The sequence below is a fragment of the Pseudomonas sp. PDM31 genome, assembly GCF_019218965.1.
In the GTDB taxonomy this organism is placed as follows: Bacteria; Pseudomonadota; Gammaproteobacteria; order Pseudomonadales; family Pseudomonadaceae; genus Aquipseudomonas.
This window is the reverse complement of the sequence record NZ_JAHUWS010000003.1, coordinates 446,003-466,905: the sequence shown is the minus strand read 5'-3', so window position 1 is coordinate 466,905 and position 20,903 is coordinate 446,003. Positions and strand designations below refer to the sequence as shown.

The window sequence follows — 20,903 nt, the reverse complement described above, 5'->3', positions numbered from 1 at the left end:
ACCAGATTTCAACAGAAGTCGATCCTATCAATTGGCCATACCGCAACGGCCTGGTAATGGATAAACAACACATCAGAAAACGGCCAGCAGTTGCTGGCGATAATTTTTCGAAAAACTTATTTGATAAGTCGATACAAAGCTCAAATCTCCCGGCGGAAAAAACTTCTGCGCTATAGAGGTGGGGGCTGAACTGAATGGTTCTTCCGGTATGCCTTGCATCGAGCTGCCCAACTCACATTCTGTCGAGCAATCGTCAGACTTAGTCGCACCTACAACACATACGACGGCCAAATCATCCGGCAAATCATCGGCGATACGTTGAGAAAATCGCTTCAATGTCGGTTCTGCTAACACGAACAACCAAGCTTGATTGTCAGTCTCGCCCATACGTCGAAGGACCCTTCCCAGGACTTGGCGGTAATGCAGCTCAGTGCGAATTCGACTGAGGTAGCAGCAAATCTGTAGCCGAGGAATATCAGTCCCCTCGCTGATCATTCCCACCGCAACAATCCATCGGCAGTCGCTATCTTTAAATCCGTTGATTACCTGCTGTGCGTCTGGGGTTCTGGTGGTCACGACTTGAAAGCTTTCGCCCTTGCCCTTTAGCGCTGCAGCAACCTGGTGAGCATGTTCGATGTTTGTAGCAACAACCAATCCCGCGGCATTCGGCTTGAGTATTCGCACTTCATCGAGTTTCTTGCTTCCCAGATCAAGTAACTGGTTGAGCGCGTCCTCATGCCAAATTAGGTCCTCATATGAAACCGGAGATCCGCGCAAAAGCTTAGCGATGCTGGGAAATAGTTTAACGGTAGTGTCGTTTAGAAAATTTTCTTTGAGTCTAAGCATCTGGTTATCTAAGAGAACGATGCGAGGCGTCCGGCAAACCCCGTCGGAAATGGCTTCTTTGAGGCCATAGCGATAGTCGCAAATCAATCGACCCTCCGGGTTGGAGTAACGAGCCAAAGCAATGCCTCTGTCATCTGAGCGCCATGGCGTACCCGATAGAGCCAAGGTAAAAGCAGCGCGGGCTTGCATTTTCAAAAGAATTTGCTGCCCCCAAGCATTGCTCAACAGCGGATCGTTTCCTGAGCAGTGATGGATCTCGTCGAATACTGCAAACACGCGGTAGTCATCAAAGAGCCTCCAGAAGGCTTCATCCTGGTGTTCCATCGCTTGATAGGTACTCGCGGCTCCTACGGCACCGATAAGCCCATCAAGACGCTTCCCAAGTACAGCGGAGAATGTCGAGCGGAAGCCTTCGACAACTTGGCATGACGGAGCAAAACACAGCACGAGATCAATCTTGCCTTGCTCCAACAGTTGTCGAGCCAGCTCTGCGGCCATTCGTGTCTTCCCGGCCCCTGGCGTGGCTTGGCAGAAAAAGTGCGGCGTTGTGGTGTAGTGCTCCAGCGCTATTTCAATGCATTGGCTCTGCCATTTTCTCGGCGATGCTTTCATCGTGCGATCATGACTGTCTTGAGCGTCTTTTCGACCGCTCGGAGATGTCCTAGAAGACGAGAGCTTCGGTCTCGAGCTTCGAGATAATCACCTTCGACTTGCTCTTTCAGATGCGGCATTTCGTCAAGCAGTTGCTTATAGCGCTCCGCCTCTCCCATGGAGGAAAGGAAGTCGAGCCGAATCTCTTTGAGTATGGATTCCAGGTGTTCGACAACATCTGGCCCAGGCTGCTCTGAGTCGATGCTTTGTGCGGGTTGTTGCAGTGGTTTAATCACCGACTTGACACTGTTCTCGTACCCATTATCGATGAGCTCCACCTGTAGACTCGCTGGAATACCCTGCCAGTGATAGATCTGACCCCGCTTTTGTCGTTTTTCATCCTGAATAACCCATCCTGTTCGCAGCATCCGTCTGATCTGCTCATAGACATATCTGCGCAGGTCGCTGCTGTTGAACGTAATACCCGCCAGGTGAGTGGCGTAAGCGTTACGTAAGTCGTTGGTCGTAAATTGGCATAGGTGCCCCTGCTGAAACAGGTCGTAGAGACGCCTGTCGAAGATGAATGAATCGGGTTTCATGCAGGCACCTGGAAGGGAAATTCGCGGAATGGTCAAAATGCGGATTATAGTCCGTGGCCGATTCATCCGCAAACGCAAGATAGTGCCGCCTCAGTGGAGACCGAGGCGGATATGCATCAGCTTGCAAAGGCATTGGGCGAAAGAATACGGACACAACGGAAAGCCAAAGGGTTTTCCCAAGATGCGTTGGCGCACTCCTGCACTGTCGATCGAAGCTATATGGGGCGTATTGAGCGCGGCGAAGTGAATATCACCGTAGAAAAGCTATATCGCATAGCCAACATTCTGGAATGCGAGCCTCAGTATCTCTTGCCTGAATCGCTTTCTCTCCAGGAGTTGGCTTCTGATCTGACGGCAAGCGACTGAACCCAAATTAGCGAGCACTAATTAACCAAAATTGACAAATTACTGATTCAAATGCTCAGCGTCCCTTGTCAAGGTGTCAACACCGGTTGAAAACTGACCCACCGGGGGTCATGAGTTTTCACTACGATTGGAATTCTTTTCATTAAGATTGGAACCAGCCAACCATGGCCAACCGTGTCGCGAAAACCTTAAACGCCAACATGGTCGCCGTTTGTGAAAGGTTTTATGTCATGAAGTCGGGCCGTTGCTAGAAGAATTTCCGTGGTACGGCGCTGTACAGCCGCACTCCGAAGCACACCTCTTGCGTGGCAATACTCTTGGCTCCCCAGCTAGTATCGCTCAAACATCGAGCGACCTCGGCGCGGCTGCCGATTCCGGCGCTGCGCACAACGCATTCGATACTCCTGAAGGTTTCCATAGGCGCCACTATAAACTTGTGGTTTACACGGCCTATTGCATTTACTGCCAACCTTCCCTTCAGTGGTCATTAAAAAATAAAATGAAGTCATTAGTTTTTAAAACGAGAAAGCATGCCCGCCCTATTCGAGACCGGCAGAAATCGACCCGATATTGACCTTCGATCAAGGCAGGTAATGTCGGCAGTTGAACTACAGGCCGAAGGACGGGTCATTCAATCGCTGTCCACCGAAGCTACGACCCAACGAATAAAGACCAAGCAACAGTTGTTCAAACAACGTCAGAGCCAACGCACCCTATGCGACCTTCGCAAGCAAATGCAGCAGGTGAACCAAGTGCCGCCCCCACCCACCGCCCGCTAGCGGACAGCCTTCTCATCACTACCGATCAGCCTCGATGAACTCGCTGAGTCGATTATACCTCCGGAGGCACGGTGGCGACTTCCGGGTAAGCGAGTGACGGCTCGTAGGAGTTGTCTACCTGATACCCAAAATCGAATTCGTAGAGTGACAACGGTTTGAGCATCGCCACCTGGCGCCCCAAGTAAAAGGTGAAGGCGTTTGGGGCTGCGATGAATAGATGATAACGCTCCAGCCGCGAGCACGGGCGAGCATCTCGGTCAGCACGAACTCTTTTCGCCAACTGCTCGGCCAATGCATTCGCATGGGCGCCGGAGGCTACTGACTGCGCCGACACGCCGGCACTGGGTCTAGCGACCAGTAACCGACGCAACTTCAGCCCGCTCTGCCCGAGGTAGTGACGCACGGCGCCTTCAGTATCCCGAGTGACACTTACCGCACAAGCAGTGCCCTGCCCCTCAGAATCCAATTCGTGCTCCTCAAAAACCCATGTCGAATGCAAAGACGACAGAGGCTCATCATCGGCCGCCCAGATCTTCAAAACCGGCGACCTTTGCTCAAGCTCGACCAGGCGCCCGGACTTGGTATCCAGCACGACGCCCACGGCAAACGCCAGCGTCACATGCGCTTCGATCGCCAACCGAATACGCCCCTCACGTGTCGGCAGCCTAAGCAGGAACTCCCGCACCCTAGGCAGCAGCGAGTCGCGCCAAGCATCGGTGTTGCGAATGCTTCGTTCATCAAACTCTGGCACCAGGTCCAGCACTTCGACACAGCGGTTGTCCAGGCGGTCCAAGGCGTGCTCGAAGGTTTTTACGCCGAAGGTATAGACAGGGTTCACTGGTTTGCTTGCCAGCAGTCCTTCCTGGGCGCACTGATCCCTGAACGATTCACGCGTGTACTCGGTCCGCTGATGACCTACCCATTCGAAAATATTGGCGTCATAGGGGGTTGTACTCGCGTTGGAGGCAGGGCGAATCAAGCCATTGGCCCGACAGGCCTGATCAAGCAACTCACGGAGCCCGTCAAGCGAATCGCGAGTCAGGTGGAATCCGAGCCGGCCACACAGCTGTTTAAGTTCATCTTCGTCGATGCCCAGATGCTCGGCCCACAGCTTTCTCAGTTTCCCCCTGGCACTGCGCGGCGTACTGCCATCGAACAACTGATTCACGTCCAAGTTCAGCGAGCGCTGCCGAATATGCCGCTTGAGTATGTCCTCCGCCGCGACGCCGTGATTGGTCACCAGAATCAGCTTTGAGACCTGATCGTTCGCCCCATCGTGACGGTGGGCGTCCAGCGCACGCTTTAAAAGCGAGGTAGTTGTGGCGTTGATGTACTCGGGGCTCGTCAGGTCGACGTGAGTGAATGAGCCAGGCAACGCGTGCCATTTGCATTGCATCCGCTCAAACCGCAGCGCCTGTCCAACATGGTCCGGCGGCGCCTTGTCTGGATCGTATTCAATCCATATGTCATCAAAACCTTTTAACCCTGACTCAAAGCCGACCCGTAATACATTGCTCTCAGGATCCAGCAAGCGCGCGGCGTGTAGCCAGAACATCCGGGCTTGAAAAACATCGCCATCACGGCGCGTGATAACTGCTTGTGCCATGGCGATTCAACTCAGTGGGAACATGGGACCGAGCAACGCGCGCCAGGCCTTCAGGGCTTCGCCGTTCTTGCCTTGGCGCACCAGATGGATTGCCTGTCCCGCCTCTTCGGCTGCTTGACGCAGCGCCCGCTGCGCACTGGCCACCCTTTGCGGGTCCATTGAGTTGCTGATGGGCGGTCCAAGCTCGGCCGGATCCGGCCAGATTTCGCCGATCCGATCAGCCAAGGTGGCGAAGAAGCTCTGCAGCTCGCGGTCAAACTGTCCGCCCCACCCTCCATACAAACACTGCAGCGCCATCACCTCAATCATGAACGAGGGTTTGACCGGTTTCTCGCCGTGCTTTGGGTTGTTATTCCAGTATTTGACCATCCGCACCAGACCTTTCCACTCATTGCCATAAGCCTGATGGGCGTTCGTGGCTTTCTCAGCGTGCTTTTTGGGGTTGGTCTTGATCCACTTACCCGTATCATCGTCTGGAATCTCGTAGTCCTCACCGCAAGCGAACACTGGCACCACGTCGATACTGAGAATTTTATAATCGGTCTTGTCGTCTTCTTTGACCTCGACCCCGAAGTCGACATTAATCGAGCGACTCTGGCGCCGGACTGCAGCCCTCCCATATTTGTCGATCAACGCCTTTTCATAATCGTCGAGAACCACGCCAGCGGACTTGCTCCGGTAATGCTTTTCAGACTCCTTCATCACAAAGAAGATATCGATATCTTTTAGTGGTTTGGTCTTGGTGTAGCGGGCGTAGGAGCCAGTCAGAAAATCGTTGTCGATGGAAAACTTCGAACGGACGAATTCACGAATTTCAGAATGACGCTCGCTTGCGTTCTTCTGTTCCTTGTCGTTGAGCTCCAACCGACTCTTGAACTTGCGGAACGCCTCATCGATTGTCAGCATCAGGTACTTCTCCAGTAGGTGGTATTCGCGCCCAGACCGTTGTGTTCAATAGTGGTACCCAAGCTCTGACGTACAAAACCCTCGGTTGATCTCAAGCTGCAGGTGCTCCACCCTGAGACCTCCGGTCGACCATTGGCAGTGGTGACCACCACACGGTAAGAAGCATCGGATGGCATCACGCCAGCCTTCTTGATCGCATACTTCAGTTGCTCGGTATCGGTCCAGAAGCTACCGGCGGAACTGTCCCAGGTATACGACACGGCGATATCCCACCGGGTAATCAGAGCGTCAGTCTTCGGGTGGTGGATCTCGAGAATCACTAGTTCGAGATGTTTGGAATCGATCCACGCCTTGATTCCCCGATGTAGGACATCCCAATCCCCCACTAGCCCCGCCGGATCCAGGCCGCTGACCCGGAGGATGTCTTTCAGGCTCTTGAGAATGTTATCGGTCACGTAGGTGACGGATTGGGTATAGGAATATACCGAGACGGTCGTCATGATTTTAAGAACCTGTCGACGTCAACGGTGAAGGCGCTATCAGCCGCCGCTTGGGTCCCGGAGGACTCGTCTCCTAGGCTTTGAGTCATGTCACGGGCGGTAATGTGAGAACTTTTGGCTTTCAGCGCCCGTTGGACCCAGGCCAGATCGTCTTCCGGACACGGTAATGAAACCGTCCAATCCCCCTTAAGGGCATCGTGCCCAAGCCGATCTTCTTTCTCGTCCCCGACAGCAAGCGCATCATCGTCATACAGGCAGTAAATCCGTGTGCGTGGTCCGTCACAGGTGATCACGATTGCGGCATCCTTCGCTGCCTGCTCCGCAATAATCGAACTGGCAACGCCTGACACGGAAAGTAGTTCGTCACGTTTCTCGCCCTGCTCGCCTTTGGTCAGCAGATCGACGATAAAGCTCCATGTATCGGCCGTGCTGCGATGAGGCGAACTTCTAATGACGCGGCTGACTACCGAACTCATGCGGACTTCCTCATCAAGCGAACTGCCTTGGAAGCTTTGGCCGCCTGCAACAGATCTGCCACCTTCAGCTCGTCGGGATTGAGTGCGACCTCCTTACGAAGCGTCATCGCACTGGCAACAAGCTTACGAATGGCTCGGCCATCCAGGCCAAAAACCTCTTGCAGGACTTCAGCGAAGCCCGAGGCCTGAGGCAGTTTGGCAACTGCGGGAAAAAACTTGCCCAAGTCGGAAAGGCAGGAAGTTAATATCTGCCCACACGCCTCGCGATTGGGGAGCGGGATTTCCAGCACCAAATCACAACGTGAGGTGAACGCTTCATCTACCGCCTGTGGAAAATTTGAGGTAGCGATAAACAACAGATTTTTATGCGACTCGGCGAGCAGATCCAACTGAACCAGCACGGCATCCGTCGCCCGGTGGATGTCCACCGGATTTGCACTCAGGCTGAGCTTGCTGCGGTCAGCGGCAAGAGTTTCCACTTCATCCAGAAGCACGATGGTGGGACCGGTCATCGCCGCCTCAGCGATTGTCTGACCGAACAGGTCTGAAACCGCCTTCTGGGTTTTCCCCATCATGGCGCTACCCAACGCATGAGGATCGACTTCAATCAGGGAAAACTTCTGATTGGTAAAAATTTCTGCTGTCTTGTGGGCTAATCCTCGGGCCAGCGAAGTTTTGCCAGTCCCCGGTTCGCCGACCAGCAAAATCGTTCCGTGCAAGGGCAGGACGGTCCGCGGGATCTTCTTTCGTACTGTGAAATTAACCACCGCCTGACCGAGCAACTGATCTTTTATGTCTTGGTCAAGGAAAATAGAATTCCACAGGTCGCCCAAAGAGGGCGACGGCAATGTGACGATCTGATGAACCCCCTTGGGTAGTTCTCCGAGTGATGACATCGCGGCAAAACCCTCTTTCAGCAAGCACCATCGATACGGTGCAGGTTTAACGTTAGCGCGCTCCAGCACGAGGTCGGGAGCACAGAATCGCACACGAGATGCGGAACCCAAGGATTGCCAGAGTGGAAAAAATGGATCCAATTGCATAGTGCTGACCTTACCGCGCCATGTCAATTTGCCGTCGTGAGAAGCTTTTAATAGGAGTGTCTGGCACCGAGAGCAAAGCATCGCCCTCCAGCCCACAGAAAAGCATGAAGAGAAAAATCCAACGCAAAAGTGAGAATGACATGTCGACCCCATGGCTAAGAGACACAGCCATGGAAATTAAAAAGCAAGGCCGGTATTGCCCACGCGAATAACAGGTTTGCGTGTACAAACTCATACCGGTCCTACTGGATAGCATTGCTTAATCCACTGCCTTGACCATGTCTTCGATGACCTTTTTAGCGTCACCGAACACCATCATGGTCTTGTCCAGGTAGAACAGTTCGTTGTCCAGGCCGGCATAACCGCTGGCCATCGAGCGTTTGTTGACGATGATGGTCTTGGCTTTGAACGCTTCGAGAATCGGCATGCCGGCAATCGGCGATTTCGGATCGTTCTTCGCGGCCGGGTTGACCACGTCGTTGGCGCCCAACACCAGCACCACGTCGGCCTGGCCGAACTCGGAGTTGATGTCTTCCATCTCGAACACTTGGTCGTAAGGCACTTCGGCCTCGGCGAGCAATACGTTCATGTGGCCGGGCATCCGACCAGCCACCGGGTGGATCGCGTACTTCACGGTCACGCCGCGGTGGGTCAGCTTCTCGGTCAGTTCCTTCAACGCGTGCTGCGCCCGTGCCACCGCCAGGCCGTAGCCAGGGACGATGATCACGGTGTCGGCGTTGGTCAGCAGGAAGGTCGCGTCGTCAGCCGAACCGGACTTCACCGGGCGGGCTTCCTGGGCGCCTGCGGGACCTGCGTCGGCTGTATTGCCGAAACCGCCGAGCAGTACGTTAAAGAAGGAGCGGTTCATCGCCTTGCACATGATGTAGGAGAGGATCGCACCGGACGAACCTACCAGCGAACCGGCGATGATCAGCATCGAGTTGTTCAGCGAGAAGCCGATGCCCGCCGCTGCCCAGCCGGAATAACTGTTGAGCATCGACACCACCACCGGCATGTCCGCGCCGCCAATCGGGATGATGATCAACACGCCCATGACGAAGGCCAGAGCCAGCATCAAGGCGAAGGCGTTGAGATCGCCGGTGCGCATGAAAGTCATGCCCAGGGCAAGTGTAGCCAGACCCAGCAGCAGGTTCAGCTTGTGCTGGCCGTTGAATTGGACCGGTGCGCCCTGGAACAGGCGGAACTTGTACTTGCCCGCCAGCTTGCCGAAGGCAATCACCGAACCGGAGAAGGTGATCGCACCGATGGCGGCACCGAGGAACAGTTCCAGGCGGTTACCAGCCGGAATCGCGTCACCGAGCTTCTGCACGATGCCCAGCGACTGCGGCTCGACCACGGCAGCCACGGAGATGAACACCGCGGCCATGCCGATCATGCTGTGCATGAAGGCGACCAGCTCGGGCATCTTGGTCATTTCAACGCGTTTGGCCATGATCGAACCGGCGGTGCCGCCGATCAGCAGGCCGACGATCACGTTGACGATGCCATCGTGGGCCCCGCCTTGTTCAAAAGCGAGCGCGCCGAGCTTGTAGATCAGGCCGACCGTGGTCAGGATCGCCAGGCCCATGCCGAGCATGCCGAACAGGTTGCCGCGACGCGACGTGGTGGGGTGCGAGAGGCCCTTGAGCGCCTGGATGAAACAGATCGAGGCGATCAAATACAAGGAAGTAACCAAGTTCATGCTCATGCTTGCTGCACCTCTCCCTGGACGACTACGGCCTTGGCGGCCGGAGCTTTTGCCGGAGCTTTCTTCTTGAACATTTCCAGCATTCGCCGGGTCACCAGGAAGCCACCAAACACATTCACGGCGGCCAGGGCCACGGCCAGGGTGCCCATGGTCTTGCCCAGCGGGGTCACGGTGAGGGCGGCGGCGAGCATGGCGCCGACGATCACGATGGCCGAGATGGCGTTAGTGACTGCCATCAGCGGCGTGTGTAGTGCAGGCGTCACGTTCCAGACCACGTGGTAGCCGACATAGATGGCCAGCACGAAGATGATCAGGTTGTAGATACCGTGAGAGATCAGCATGTCTTCCATTGTTTTTATCCTCAGCCGTTCTTGCGCACGATCTGGCCGTCGCGGCACATCAGGCACGCGGCGACGATGTCGTCTTCGAGATTGATTTCGAACTGGCCTTCCTTAGTGAAGACCAGCTTCAGGAAGTCCAGCAGGTTGCGGGCGTACAGTGCCGAAGCGTCGGCCGCCACATCGCCGGCCAGGTTGGTCGGGCCGACGATGGTCACGCCATTCTCAACAACCACCTGATCGGCCACGGTTAGCGGGCAGTTGCCACCCTGAGCCGCCGCGATATCGATGACCACCGAACCGGGTTTCATCTGCGCCACGGTTTCCGCGCTGAGCAGCGTCGGTGCCTTGCGGCCCGGAATCTGTGCCGTGGTGATGACGATGTCAGCCTGCTTGGCGCGCTCGTGCACGGCTGCGGCCTGACGCTGCATCCAGCTGGCCGGCATCGGCCGGGCGTAACCGCCGACACCGACCGCGCATTCGCGCTCTTCATCGGTCTCGTAAGGCACGTCGACAAACTTGGCGCCGAGGGATTCGATCTGCTCTTTCACCGCCGGGCGCACGTCAGACGCTTCGATCACCGCGCCTAGGCGTTTCGCCGTGGCGATGGCCTGCAACCCGGCGACACCGGCGCCAAGAATCAGCACGCGCGCCGCTTTCACGGTACCCGCAGCGGTCATCAGCATCGGCATGAAACGCGGATAGTGGTGAGCAGCCAGCAGCACGGCTTTATAACCGGCGATGTTGGCTTGCGAGGACAGCACATCCAGGCTCTGGGCGCGGGAGGTGCGAGGCGCCGCCTCCAGAGCGAAGGCGGTAATGCCGCACTCAGCCATCTTGGCGATGGTTTCGTTATTGAACGGATTGAGCATGCCCACCAGAACGGCACCGTTCTTGATCTGCGCCAGTTCGTGGTCGGTCGGTGCGACGACTTTCAAGATCAGCTCTGCACCAAACGCATCACTGGCGCTGCCAATGGTTGCGCCTGCCGCTTCATAGGCACTGTCCGGGATGCTGGCACTGACACCCGCCCCCGCCTGAACAGTGACCCGATGGCCTTGGCCGATCAGCTTCTTGATGGTTTCGGGAGTTGCGGCAACCCGCGTCTCGCCGGTACAGGTCTCGAGAGGAACACCGATATGCACTTATTGTTCTCCGCGGAAAAATCCTGGAAAAGTCTTGCCCATGGATGCATCGAAATGCACCCAGAGGCAGGGCCAATTGCTTATGCCTGGTGATTACCAGGCCAGAGATCAGAGGGTTTGCGCCAGCTCGGGAACGAGGTCGAAAAGGTCGCCCACCAGCCCGTAGTCCGCCACCTGGAAAATCGGCGCTTCTTCGTCCTTGTTGATCGCAACGATCACCTTGGAGTCTTTCATGCCGGCCAGGTGCTGGATCGCGCCGGAGATACCGACGGCGATGTACAGCTGTGGAGCAACGATCTTGCCGGTCTGACCGACCTGCATGTCGTTAGGTACGAAACCTGCGTCGACCGCGGCGCGCGAAGCACCCACGGCAGCGCCCAGCTTGTCGGCCAGGGCGTACAGGTGTTTGAAGTTGTCACCGTTCTGCATGCCGCGACCGCCCGAAACGACGATCTTGGCAGCGGTCAGTTCCGGACGATCGGACTTGGCCAGTTCCTCGCCAACGAAGCTCGAAGTGCCAGCGTCGTGGGCAGCGGCAACCGCTTCAACCGATGCCGAACCACCTTCAGCGGCAACCGGGTCGAAGCCGGTGGCACGCACGGTGATCACTTTCACCGCAGCGTTCGACTGAACGGTAGCGATGGCGTTACCGGCGTAGATCGGACGCTTGAAGGTGTCGGTGCTTTCTACCGAGATAATCTCGGAGATCTGGTCAACGTCCAGTGCAGCGGCAACACGCGGCAGGATGTTTTTGCCGTTGGAAGTGGCGGCGGCCAGGATGTGGCTGTAGCCCGTAGCCCCTGCTTCTTGGGCAAGAGCTGCAACCAGAGGAGCGACGTTTTCCGGCAACTGGTGCGCGTAGGCAGCATTGTCAGCTACCAACACTTTGCTCACGCCAGCGATTTTCACAGCGGCTTCAGCCAAGGCACCAACACCCTGGCCTGCGACCAGAACGTGGATGTCGCCACCGATTTTGGCGGCAGCAGCAACTGTATTCAGGGTGGCAGGAGCCACAACCTTGTTGTCGTGCTCAGCGATTACCAAGATAGTCATGATTAGATTACCTTCGCTTCGTTTTTCAGTTTCTCGACCAGTTCAGCCACCGACTTGACCTTGATACCCGCGCTGCGTGCAGCCGGCGCTTCGACTTTCAGGGTCTTGTTAGTGGAGGCGGTGGAAACGCCCAAAGCGTCCGGAGTCAGCGTCTCGAGAGGCTTCTTCTTGGCTTTCATGATGTTTGGCAGAGACGCGTAGCGCGGCTCGTTCAAACGCAGGTCGGTGGTGACGATGGCCGGCAGTTTCAGGGAAACCGTCTGCGCGCCGCCGTCGATTTCGCGGGTTACAGCTACGCTGTCGCCGCTGATTTCGACTTTCGAAGCGAACGTGCCCTGACCGTAGCCGCTCAATGCAGCGAGCATCTGGCCAGTCTGGTTGTTGTCGCTGTCGATCGCTTGTTTGCCAAGGATCACCAGCTGAGGCTGTTCCTTGTCGACTACAGCTTTCAACAGTTTGGCAACGGCCAAGGAGGTCAGGTCTTCGGCGGACTCGACGAGGATGGCGCGGTCGGCACCCAGAGCCAGCGCGGTGCGCAGTTGCTCTTGAGCGGTGGACGGGCCGACGGAGACGACGACGATTTCACTCGCAACACCTTTTTCTTTCAGGCGTACGGCTTCTTCAACGGCGATCTCGCAGAAGGGATTGAGCGCCATTTTCACGTTGGCGAGGTCGACGCCAGAGTTGTCCGCCTTGACGCGAACCTTGACGTTGTAGTCGACCACTCGTTTGATTGCGACGAGGACTTTCATAGGGTTTCTCTTTGATAAAAAAGAACAAAGCCGTAGGGCACTTGCTCAAAGGGAGTTACAACAATCAGCGGGTTAGTTCGCGAGCAATCAACAGGCGTTGAATCTCGCTGGAGCCTTCGTAGATCCAAGGCAACACCAGCGGCCTCCATTCACGATCGCAAGCGACCCGGTGTGACCAGGATTTTGCCGAAAGCATTGGGCTGTGCCAGCGCAGCCATGGTGGCCGGCAATTCGCTCAGGCTCACCTCGTGTGTAACCATCGGTCGCGGATCGATGCGCCCCTGAGCCAGCATCTTCAAGGTGTAATCGAAGTGACGGGCCTCGTACATCATGCAATAGCTGATCTTGAGCTCCTTGAGGAATGGGACGATTCGCCGTGTTGATTCCTCGTGCATGTGCAACCCGCCGATCACCACCCGCCCTCCTCTTCGTGCCAGCGCGCAGGCCAGGTCCAGGCTGCCGGGGCGGCCGATGCATTCAATTACCAAGTGTGGCGCGCTGCCCAGCTCCCGGTCACAGAGCCCTGCGACCTCCTCACAGGAAGGGTCGCAGACCGCCGTCGCGCCCAACTTCAGGGCCAGTTCGCGGCGAGCCTGCACCGGGTCACTGACGACAATATCCCCAAATCCCAATGCTCGAGCCCATACGACAACTGCCAGGCCCACAGGACCCGCACCGAGTACTGCAAGGGTTTCGCCCGGCTGCCAGTGCACGGCCTCGACCATTTTCAGCCCCACGGCCAAAGGCTCGACCAGTGCTCCAAGCGCAGCATCGACACCCGGTGGCAGCAGGAAGGTCTCCTTTTCACCAACAATCACGTATTCGGCGAACGCTCCATTACGCGGCATATTCATGCCAATCATTCGAGTGGTCGGGCAATGGGCGGGATCGCCGCTCAGGCAGTGGACACAACGACCACAGCCAATCATGGGCAGACTGCAAATGCCGTCGTTGAGTTTAAAGCGCTCAACGCCCGGCCCCAGTTCCGCCACGGTTCCGGCGAACTCATGACCGAGCACGGCAGCCTGCGCGGAATCCGACTCAATGATATGCAAGTCACTGCCGCAAATGCCCGCGCGTTCAACCTTGAGCAGTATTTCCCCTGGCCCGGGAGCCGGAACGTTGACCTCTTCGATGGTCATGTGATGACGTCCATGCAGCACCGCAGCATGCATGTTGCTCATAGGGGGGCCTCATAAGTGGTCGATGTGGTCGTCTGCATGAACGGCTCCAATTCTCATGGCTATTTAAGAGATTGTCACACAATAAGCTTAATCATATATATCATATCTATGTATTATCTTCAAAGCACGTTCTCTCTTGGGGAGCCGAAATCACCCCTGCCATGGCAGGTGCGCTCGCCATAGCTGACCTTTTTTGTTGATGACAATCGAGAATAAAAAACATGAAAGCTGCCGTGTTCCACACACCAGGTTCGCCACTGACTATCGAAGAACTGGGAATCAGCAAGCCCGGCCCGCGCGAAGTCTTGGTGCGCACTGTCGCCGTTGGCGTTTGCCACTCAGATCTGCATATGGTCGATGGGGCCTTCCCGCACCCGACCCCGGTGGTACTCGGCCACGAGGCATCTGGCATCGTCGAGCAGGTGGGTTGTGATGTCCGCACGGTCAAACCGGGCGACCATGTCGTGACGTGCATATCGGCCTATTGCGGCCATTGCGAACATTGCGTCACCGGCCACTTGTCGCTGTGTGTTTCCCCGGACACCAAGCGCGGTATAGACGAAGCGTCGCGGCTGACTTACGCGCAACAGCCAATGACGCAGTTCCTCAACCTGTCGGCCTACGCCGAACAGATGCTGGTGCACGAGAACGCACTGGTCGCAATTCGCCGCGACATGCCGCTCGATCGGGCCGGACTGTTGGGCTGTGCAGTCACCACCGGTACCGGCGCGGTATTTCACACTGCGAAGGTTCGGCCGGGCGAGACCGTAGCCGTGATCGGTTGCGGCGGTGTTGGCCTGGCGACCATCAACGGTGCGGCACTGGCCGGTGCCGGGCGGATCCTTGCCATCGACATGCTCGACTCCAAACTGGAGTTGGCCAAGCAATTCGGCGCCACCGACCTGGTCAACGGCAAAGACGGCGATGCGGTCCGACAGGTACTGGAAAAGACCCGTGGCGGGGTACACCACGCCTTCGAATGCATTGGCCTCAAGCAGACCGCCGAGCAGGCGTTCGGCATGCTGGCCCGTGGCGGCACCGCGACGATCATCGGCGTAATCAAACCCGGCGTGAAGCTGGAGCTCGATCCGCTGGCACTGATGCATGAGCGTCGCATCCAGGGTTCGTTCATGGGCTCCAACCGCTTCCCGGTGGACCTGCCGCGACTGACTGACTTCTACATGCAGGGGCGCCTCAAGCTCGACGAGATGATTTCCCAGCGCATCAGACTGCATCAGATTAATGAAGCCTTCGACGAACTGCGTCGTGGTGAGCTGGCACGTTCGGTCATCATCTTCGATCAGTGACTGGACTCTGCTATCGCAGCGCCTCGGCTGGCGATGGCAGATAGCCCCCCTCGCGTCAGTGTCGCAGTCTGAGACCGCCATCCAGGCGAATGTCTGCACCATTGAACATCACATTCACGATGACTTGTTCTGCCAGAAGTGCGAAGTCTTCAGCCTGGCCAAGGCGCCGCGGGAAAGGTGTGGCCTGTGCAGAAGCCTGTACACGGTCAGCCACCATGCCAGCCAGCATTGGCGTGCCGAAAGTACCCGGCGCAATGGACATCACCCGGATACCATAGTCCCCCAGTTCCCGTGCCGCCGGCAGTGTCATGGCGATGACCCCGCCCTTGGAAGCCGCATACCCGCAGGTACCTACCGTACCGTCATACGCTGCGATAGAGGATACGTTGATGATAACGCCTCGCTCGCCATCGGCCCCTTGTGGAAGATTCTTGCGCATGAGAGCTGCAGCAAGACGCATCACGTTGAACGTACCGACCAGGTTGATATCGAGCACCCGGCGATAGCGATCCAGACTGGCCGGCTGACCATCATCGTCCACAAGCCGGTCGAGGTCGGCAATTCCTGCGCAATGCACGACACCGTGAAGCTCGCCACCCTGGGCGGCCAAATCCACGGCCGCACGCATGTCGCTTTCGCTTGAGACATCAGCCTTGAAGGCCAGAGCCCTTGCGCCCAAACCTTCCACGATTTGGTTCAACGTCGGGTTTTGATCCACCAACGTCACGTTCGCACCGGCTGCCAGCAATGTTTGAGCGGTTGCCAAGCCCATCCCGGACGCCGCGCCCGTCACCAGAAAATTTCTTCCTGCAATTTGCATTGTTCAATCCTTTTTCCGAGTCATGACGTAAACGTTCATGAGTTAACTCTCTGAAGGGTGTTGTTATTGTTGTTATTCAAACAGCCGGTCCTTGGCTCAGAAAAGAATGCCTGCTAACAGTTACCAGTGCGCATCACCACGCTCGAGCACCTCGGTACCACCGTCGATGCACAGCAGTTGCCCAATCATCAGGCTGTTGGCGGGGCTGGCCAGCCATAGCATCAGTTCCGCCACCTCGTCGGGACGGCCATAACGGCCCAACACCTGAGGGTGCATGTCACGCACCACCTGGCTACGCACGGCATGTTCGCGCAATGCCAGGCCCGCCTCGGTTTCAATGAAACCCGGAGCCACGGCGTTTACGATGATGCCGCTGCCACCCCAGCGAGGACTTATTGCCGCGCGTCGAGTCCAACGGGCGATGGCGACCTTGCTGCTGGCGTAGATCCCCACAGGCGTGAGCTGGTTGACCAGGCGGCTTTCAGTCTGCGCCTCGGCACGTGCTGCCAGGTCCTGAGCCCTTTCCCTGGAGGCCTTTTCATTCCCGGCCAGGTAAAATTCGACCAGCGCCGAATCAGCCCCATTGGCATAGGCCATGCGCGAGGACACCAGGACCACACGGGGTGCCTGCGACTTGAGCAGCAACGGTTGCAACCCTTCCAGAACGTCGACAGAACCAAAGTAATTCAAGCTGGCACTGGTGGTGCTGGATACCAACAGACCGGCGCAAGTAATCACCCCATCAAGCCCATTGGGGGTCAATGCCCGCACACTGGCAATCAATTCTTCCCGCCCTTCGGGGGTTGAAAGATCAGCGACCACATCACCTTCATGCAAATCGGCACGAATGACCTTCAATCCCCTGGCCTCAGCCAGTGCAGCAGTGGCCTTGCCGATGCCGTTGGCCGCGCCGGTAATCAATATCGTCCGAGTCATGCCAATGCCTCCTGCTCAACCGGTACGCCAGCGGTGCAACCCGACAGCACAAAGCCTTCATAGCCATTGGCAGCAACGGCATCGCACAGGCGCCGGTAATTGCCGAAACCACCGACAAAAGGCATGAACACCCTTGGTTTGCCTGGCACATTGGCCCCGGAGTACCAAGACGCGCCTTTGCGATGAAGCGTGAGCTGAGCCAGCGTCGCAACCTTCTCCACCCAAGCGTTTTCGGCGTCCGGGGTCGCCTCGATCAGGGACTTATTCTGCTGTTGCAGGTGGCCGATGCAATCCATGATCCAGTCTGTATGTTGCTCGATGCCCACGACCACGTTGGCCAGCGCACCTGGACTCTGGGGGCCAGTCATGATGAACAGGTTCGGGAAACCAGCCGTTGCAAGTCCCAGATAGCACCGCGGGCCATCCTTCCACTTGTCCTTGAGTTTCAGTCCGTCCCGGCCAGTCACCTGGATGCGCGACAATGCACCGGTGATCGCGTCGAACCCTGTTGCAAACACCAGCACATCGAACGGCAGTTCCTGCTCAGAGGTACGCATGCCCTCGGCAGTGATGCGCTCCAAAGGCGTGCGCTTGAGGTTGACCAGACTGACGTTGGACTGGTTGAAGGTTTCCAGATAATTGCTGCCAATGCACAAGCGCTTGGAGCCTAACGGATGATCGTTCGGGCACAAATCCTCGGCCACCGCAGGATCCTTCACGATGCTGCGGATCTTGCCGCGAATAAAATCCGCTGCCGTGACGTTTGAGGCTTCATTTGTCAGCAAGTCGTTGAACGAGCCAAGATACGCGAGGCCGTTGATCCGGTAGTTTTCTTCGTAGCGTTCCTCACGCTCCTGCGGTGTTGCAGCAATAGCCGACTTATCATTGACCTGATAGTGAGAACCACCGTTGGAATATCGGGTTTTCTCACGGATTTGCGGGTAGATCTCGCGGTAATGGCGCTGTTCATCTTCGCTGAGCGGACGGTTGCCTGCAGGCAAGACAAAATTGGCGGTGCGTTGAAATACGGTGAGATGCTCTGCCTGCTGGGCGATCAGCGGAGCCATCTGTACACCGGTCGACGCCGTGCCAACCAAGCCTACACGCTTACCAGTGAAATCCACGCCTTCAGCGGGCCAATTGGTACTGTGATACCAGGTGCCCTTGAAGTCCTCCAGCCCTGGAATGTCGATGGGCTTGGGAACGGTTAGCGAACCTGTTGCCATGATCACAAAACGTGCTTTGACGTGTTGCCCTTGTTCGGTCTCGACAGTCCACCGCTCGCTTTTTTCATCGAACGTGGTGGCGCTGACACGCGTATTGAATTGGATATCCTGGCGCAGCTCGAAACGATCGGCGACATGCTGGATGTAAGCAAGGATTTCAGCCTGAGTCGCATAGCGCTCTGACCAGCGCCACTCATCCTGCAGCTCTTTGGAGAAAGAGTAGGAATAAATCACGCTTTCAATATCACAACGGGCACCTGGGTAACGGTTCCAGAACCAGGTACCGCCCACCTCGGCGCCGGCTTCGAAGGCCCGGACACTCAGGCCTTTCTGACGCAGGCTGTGAATCAGGTACAGCCCGGCGAATCCCGCCCCGACTACGATGACGTCGTACTCACGCGTGTCGGGACTGCCCGCGTTTTGCTGTGCTTCACTCATATTATTTTCTCCTGGGATCGACGATTTCACCACTATCACCTAATCATGCTTATGATTAACACAATATGCATGATTCAAGTCAAAATCAAAGCACATTTCGCGAACACGACCATCACCAAGCAGTCGGTTCAACGCTTGACCTTATCCATGAGAACCGGAACTCCACACATCCATGACATGTAACTGAGGGGCTCATAGGAATCCGGACCGGTGGGCATCAACTGATTGCTGTTAACGCCAGGCTTGGCTGCAGCGGTGCGCTGTCGATACACGTGCCTGTGACCATAGCCATGAGACATCGCCACGACGCCCGAGCGCATTTCGTCGCTGATACGAACACAAGCAATGATGCTGCCATTGTTGTTATGAATGCGCACAGCATCACCATCGTGCAGGCCCCGAGCTGCCGCGTCCGCCTCACAGATATGCACAGGGTTATCGGCGTGCATGCCCTGACGGAATTTAGCAACGTTGGACATAGTGCTGTTGTGCATGTAGTTGGTCCTCAGCGAGATGAGTTTCAGCGTTTCGGCTGGCTCTTTTGAAAGCTCGATAAAAATCGTCTCACAGCGGGTGATCAAACCAGCTTCAACAAATTTAGGCGGAAAGCAGTCAATTTTTTTATCTTCATGCAACAGGCAGCGGTCAAACAGGCTATTGCGGTCTCCCTGTGGCAGCGTAATGGTGTGTTGGGGGGCCGCCCTTAACTGGGCCATGGAAAGTCGACTGGCACCGAGCATGCGATCAATCACCCCAAATGCATCTGGATCCTGGTTTTCATCCACTAGCATGCCACCCAGCTCTTCAGAGAGGCGCGCCAGGATCCACCAGTCGTTTTTTCGGCCTGCGGCTGGGGCAGCCATCGCGTCGGTATATTGCACATAAGGAAACGGCTGATGACCGTTACTGAATACGTTGACATCCTCACGCTCGAGCCAATCAGTAGCGGGCAGAATGTAGTCGGCCATCTCCCCAGTAGCGTTTTGATGAATGTCGATCGATACCAGTAACTCCAGCTTCTCAAATGCCGAACGTAGACGCTCGCCCCCACTCATGCTCAGTAGGGGGTTCCCGCATAGAGTGATCAATGCCTTGATTTCGCCGCTTTCAATCAAGTCAGGCAAAATCACGGAAGGCAGAGCCATGGTCATGGGCTCCGCCAGTTCCAGGGTACCTGCCGAGGTTTCCAATTTGTGCTTGCCGATGGTCATTGCAGACGCATAGGGGTAAAAGCCGTTGGGCATGTACATCCCGCCTTCGCGACCTAGATTGCCTGTCACGAAATTGAGCATTTCAGTCAACCAGGAACAGAGCAGCCCCTGACGGCTTTGATTGACGCCAGTAGAAATGAACACAACGGCTGATTTGGCAGCCATCATCTCGGCAGCGACGGTGCGGATAACCTCGGCGGCGATTCCAGTGACCTCTGACACCCGATCGGCTGGATAGCTTGCGACGAACTGAAGGAGCCCTTCCACTCCCTTGCCGTGCCGGGAAATGAGCTGGTCGTCAAGGCCCTTGTTGATGTTGATCTCATGCAACAGAGCGGCCAAAAAATAGACGTCGGTATCGGGTTTGATCTGTAGTGTGTCGCCCGTTTCAGGTGTGGAGGACTCGGTGATCCGGGGATTCACGAAGCGAATTCGCCCACCTCTTTTCTTTATATTTTTGAGCACAGCACCAGAATCATTTGGAACTGAAATGCAGGTCCAGTGAGAAACCTTTGGATTAGAGCCAATACACAACAAGTAATCAGTGTTGTAGAGGTCTGGGGCCAGCAGGGTTCTGGACCCGTATACCGCGCCGGTGGCCAACAGCTTATTGGCCAGGTCCTGGGTGGAAGCGCTGAAGCGCATCTGCGTGCCGATGATGTCTTGGAACTTGCCGAAGTAGAGGACACTTCGCCCGTCCATGGCAGTAGGGTTTCCGGCATAAAAGGCGATGGAGTTGGCGCCGAACTGCTCACGCAATTGCCTGAGCTTTTCACCGATGTCTGCTATCGCACTGTTCCACGCTACTTCCTGAAAACTCCCCCTTGGATCAGTGCGCGGATTCAAACGTTGCTGCGGCCAGTCAAGGCGATCCGGGTCCTGATGAACCCTCAGAAAAGACAGGCCTTTATGGCAAGGTACACCGCCAATGGGGTGATCGGGATTGGGCTTGAGCTCCAGTATGGCGCCGCTATCGTCAATTTCAGCCAACATTGGACAATTGGGTTCGCATATCCTGCAAAAAGTGGTTTTCTGGACGGCCATGGTCATTCTCCAAACAGGCGCAGGCGGCA

General features: G+C 56.5%; 19 protein-coding genes. 2 read left to right on the top strand and 17 right to left on the bottom strand.

Annotation, left to right across the window (positions count from 1 at the left end):
• Positions 1–72 precede the first annotated feature (72 nt).
• Both KW839_RS08520 and KW839_RS08515 read right to left on the bottom strand, forming a co-directional pair.
• Positions 73–1,458 (bottom strand): DEAD/DEAH box helicase, encoded by a 1,386-nt coding sequence (locus KW839_RS08520; protein WP_218424053.1) that lies wholly within the window; start codon positions 1,456–1,458, stop codon positions 73–75.
• Entirely contained in the window at positions 1,455–2,036 is a 582-nt protein-coding gene (locus tag KW839_RS08515; RefSeq protein WP_218424052.1) for a hypothetical protein, read from the bottom strand. The genes KW839_RS08520 and KW839_RS08515 overlap by 4 nt, the downstream gene beginning before the upstream one ends.
• Positions 2,037–2,147: 111 nt before the next feature.
• Between KW839_RS08515 and KW839_RS08510 the strand changes: the two genes are divergently transcribed.
• Entirely contained in the window at positions 2,148–2,402 is a 255-nt protein-coding gene (locus KW839_RS08510) for a helix-turn-helix domain-containing protein (RefSeq protein ID WP_218424051.1), read from the top strand.
• Positions 2,403–3,233: 831 nt separating this feature from the next.
• On the opposite strand, the gene KW839_RS08505 is transcribed toward KW839_RS08510, so the two are convergent.
• The 11 genes from KW839_RS08505 to KW839_RS08455 all read right to left on the bottom strand — a co-directional run bounded on the left by KW839_RS08505 (position 3,234) and on the right by KW839_RS08455 (position 13,892).
• Positions 3,234–4,787 (bottom strand): SAVED domain-containing protein, encoded by a 1,554-nt coding sequence (locus KW839_RS08505; RefSeq protein ID WP_218424050.1) that lies wholly within the window; start codon positions 4,785–4,787, stop codon positions 3,234–3,236.
• A gap of 6 nt (positions 4,788–4,793) precedes the next feature.
• Positions 4,794–5,693 (bottom strand): CBASS oligonucleotide cyclase, encoded by a 900-nt coding sequence (locus KW839_RS08500; RefSeq protein WP_218424049.1) that lies wholly within the window; start codon positions 5,691–5,693, stop codon positions 4,794–4,796.
• Complete coding sequence (locus tag KW839_RS08495) at positions 5,693–6,193, bottom strand: HORMA domain containing protein (protein WP_218424048.1); 501 nt, start codon at positions 6,191–6,193, stop codon at positions 5,693–5,695. The genes KW839_RS08500 and KW839_RS08495 overlap by 1 nt, the downstream gene beginning before the upstream one ends.
• Positions 6,190–6,669 carry a hypothetical protein gene (locus KW839_RS08490; RefSeq protein ID WP_218424047.1) on the bottom strand — a complete coding sequence of 160 codons (480 nt, stop codon included), beginning with the start codon at positions 6,667–6,669 and terminating at the stop codon, positions 6,190–6,192. The genes KW839_RS08495 and KW839_RS08490 overlap by 4 nt, the downstream gene beginning before the upstream one ends.
• Positions 6,666–7,712 carry an AAA family ATPase gene (locus tag KW839_RS08485; RefSeq protein ID WP_256352574.1) on the bottom strand — a complete coding sequence of 349 codons (1,047 nt, stop codon included), beginning with the start codon at positions 7,710–7,712 and terminating at the stop codon, positions 6,666–6,668. Before KW839_RS08485 ends, KW839_RS08490 begins: the two co-directional genes overlap by 4 nt.
• A gap of 259 nt (positions 7,713–7,971) precedes the next feature.
• Positions 7,972–9,420 carry an NAD(P)(+) transhydrogenase (Re/Si-specific) subunit beta gene (locus tag KW839_RS08480; protein WP_218424046.1) on the bottom strand — a complete coding sequence of 483 codons (1,449 nt, stop codon included), beginning with the start codon at positions 9,418–9,420 and terminating at the stop codon, positions 7,972–7,974.
• A complete protein-coding gene (locus KW839_RS08475) occupies positions 9,417–9,770 on the bottom strand; it encodes an NAD(P) transhydrogenase subunit alpha (RefSeq protein ID WP_007944972.1) in 354 nt (117 codons plus the stop codon). Before KW839_RS08475 ends, KW839_RS08480 begins: the two co-directional genes overlap by 4 nt.
• Positions 9,771–9,781: 11 nt before the next feature.
• Positions 9,782–10,903 (bottom strand): Re/Si-specific NAD(P)(+) transhydrogenase subunit alpha, encoded by a 1,122-nt coding sequence (locus KW839_RS08470; RefSeq protein WP_218424045.1) that lies wholly within the window; start codon positions 10,901–10,903, stop codon positions 9,782–9,784.
• A 108-nt stretch (positions 10,904–11,011) separates the two neighbouring features.
• The gene (locus KW839_RS08465; protein WP_218424044.1) at positions 11,012–11,956 is read right to left on the bottom strand and encodes an electron transfer flavoprotein subunit alpha/FixB family protein; all 945 of its coding nucleotides are present in this window, start codon (positions 11,954–11,956) and stop codon (positions 11,012–11,014) included.
• 2 nt (positions 11,957–11,958) lie between these two features.
• The gene (locus tag KW839_RS08460; protein WP_218424043.1) at positions 11,959–12,708 is read right to left on the bottom strand and encodes an electron transfer flavoprotein subunit beta/FixA family protein; all 750 of its coding nucleotides are present in this window, start codon (positions 12,706–12,708) and stop codon (positions 11,959–11,961) included.
• A 149-nt stretch (positions 12,709–12,857) separates the two neighbouring features.
• A complete protein-coding gene (locus KW839_RS08455) occupies positions 12,858–13,892 on the bottom strand; it encodes a zinc-binding dehydrogenase (protein WP_218424042.1) in 1,035 nt (344 codons plus the stop codon).
• Between the two features lie 221 nt (positions 13,893–14,113).
• Here KW839_RS08455 and KW839_RS08450 point away from each other — a divergent pair, with 221 nt between their 5' ends.
• Positions 14,114–15,199 carry a Zn-dependent alcohol dehydrogenase gene (locus KW839_RS08450; protein WP_218424041.1) on the top strand — a complete coding sequence of 362 codons (1,086 nt, stop codon included), beginning with the start codon at positions 14,114–14,116 and terminating at the stop codon, positions 15,197–15,199.
• A gap of 55 nt (positions 15,200–15,254) precedes the next feature.
• Here the strand turns inward: KW839_RS08450 and KW839_RS08445 are convergent, their stop codons facing one another.
• The 4 genes from KW839_RS08445 to KW839_RS08430 all read right to left on the bottom strand — a co-directional run bounded on the left by KW839_RS08445 (position 15,255) and on the right by KW839_RS08430 (position 20,874).
• Complete coding sequence (locus KW839_RS08445) at positions 15,255–16,019, bottom strand: SDR family NAD(P)-dependent oxidoreductase (RefSeq protein ID WP_218424040.1); 765 nt, start codon at positions 16,017–16,019, stop codon at positions 15,255–15,257.
• A 120-nt stretch (positions 16,020–16,139) separates the two neighbouring features.
• Positions 16,140–16,955 carry an SDR family oxidoreductase gene (locus tag KW839_RS08440; protein ID WP_218424039.1) on the bottom strand — a complete coding sequence of 272 codons (816 nt, stop codon included), beginning with the start codon at positions 16,953–16,955 and terminating at the stop codon, positions 16,140–16,142.
• The gene (locus KW839_RS08435; protein WP_218424038.1) at positions 16,952–18,619 is read right to left on the bottom strand and encodes an NAD(P)/FAD-dependent oxidoreductase; all 1,668 of its coding nucleotides are present in this window, start codon (positions 18,617–18,619) and stop codon (positions 16,952–16,954) included. The genes KW839_RS08440 and KW839_RS08435 overlap by 4 nt, the downstream gene beginning before the upstream one ends.
• 128 nt (positions 18,620–18,747) lie before the next feature.
• Positions 18,748–20,874, bottom strand: a complete 2,127-nt coding sequence (locus KW839_RS08430; RefSeq protein WP_218424037.1) for a molybdopterin-dependent oxidoreductase — start codon at positions 20,872–20,874, stop codon at positions 18,748–18,750.
• Positions 20,875–20,903 lie beyond the last annotated feature (29 nt).

Bases quoted from the DNA above. Each gene is read 5' to 3' on its own strand.
- KW839_RS08520 (WP_218424053.1), bottom strand. From the start codon at position 1,458: ATGAAAGCATCGCCGAGAAAATGGCAGAGCCAATGCATTGAAATAGCG.
- KW839_RS08515 (WP_218424052.1), bottom strand. From the start codon at position 2,036: ATGAAACCCGATTCATTCATCTTCGACAGGCGTCTCTACGACCTGTTT.
- KW839_RS08510 (WP_218424051.1), top strand. From the start codon at position 2,148: ATGCATCAGCTTGCAAAGGCATTGGGCGAAAGAATACGGACACAACGG.
- KW839_RS08505 (WP_218424050.1), bottom strand. From the start codon at position 4,787: ATGGCACAAGCAGTTATCACGCGCCGTGATGGCGATGTTTTTCAAGCC.
- KW839_RS08500 (WP_218424049.1), bottom strand. From the start codon at position 5,693: ATGCTGACAATCGATGAGGCGTTCCGCAAGTTCAAGAGTCGGTTGGAG.
- KW839_RS08495 (WP_218424048.1), bottom strand. From the start codon at position 6,193: ATGACGACCGTCTCGGTATATTCCTATACCCAATCCGTCACCTACGTG.
- KW839_RS08490 (WP_218424047.1), bottom strand. From the start codon at position 6,669: ATGAGTTCGGTAGTCAGCCGCGTCATTAGAAGTTCGCCTCATCGCAGC.
- KW839_RS08485 (WP_256352574.1), bottom strand. From the start codon at position 7,712: ATGCAATTGGATCCATTTTTTCCACTCTGGCAATCCTTGGGTTCCGCA.
- KW839_RS08480 (WP_218424046.1), bottom strand. From the start codon at position 9,420: ATGAGCATGAACTTGGTTACTTCCTTGTATTTGATCGCCTCGATCTGT.
- KW839_RS08475 (WP_007944972.1), bottom strand. From the start codon at position 9,770: ATGGAAGACATGCTGATCTCTCACGGTATCTACAACCTGATCATCTTC.
- KW839_RS08465 (WP_218424044.1), bottom strand. From the start codon at position 11,956: ATGACTATCTTGGTAATCGCTGAGCACGACAACAAGGTTGTGGCTCCT.
- KW839_RS08460 (WP_218424043.1), bottom strand. From the start codon at position 12,708: ATGAAAGTCCTCGTCGCAATCAAACGAGTGGTCGACTACAACGTCAAG.
- KW839_RS08455 (WP_218424042.1), bottom strand. From the start codon at position 13,892: ATGAGCAACATGCATGCTGCGGTGCTGCATGGACGTCATCACATGACC.
- KW839_RS08450 (WP_218424041.1), top strand. From the start codon at position 14,114: ATGAAAGCTGCCGTGTTCCACACACCAGGTTCGCCACTGACTATCGAA.
- KW839_RS08445 (WP_218424040.1), bottom strand. From the start codon at position 16,019: ATGCAAATTGCAGGAAGAAATTTTCTGGTGACGGGCGCGGCGTCCGGG.
- KW839_RS08440 (WP_218424039.1), bottom strand. From the start codon at position 16,955: ATGACTCGGACGATATTGATTACCGGCGCGGCCAACGGCATCGGCAAG.
- KW839_RS08435 (WP_218424038.1), bottom strand. From the start codon at position 18,619: ATGAGTGAAGCACAGCAAAACGCGGGCAGTCCCGACACGCGTGAGTAC.
- KW839_RS08430 (WP_218424037.1), bottom strand. From the start codon at position 20,874: ATGGCCGTCCAGAAAACCACTTTTTGCAGGATATGCGAACCCAATTGT.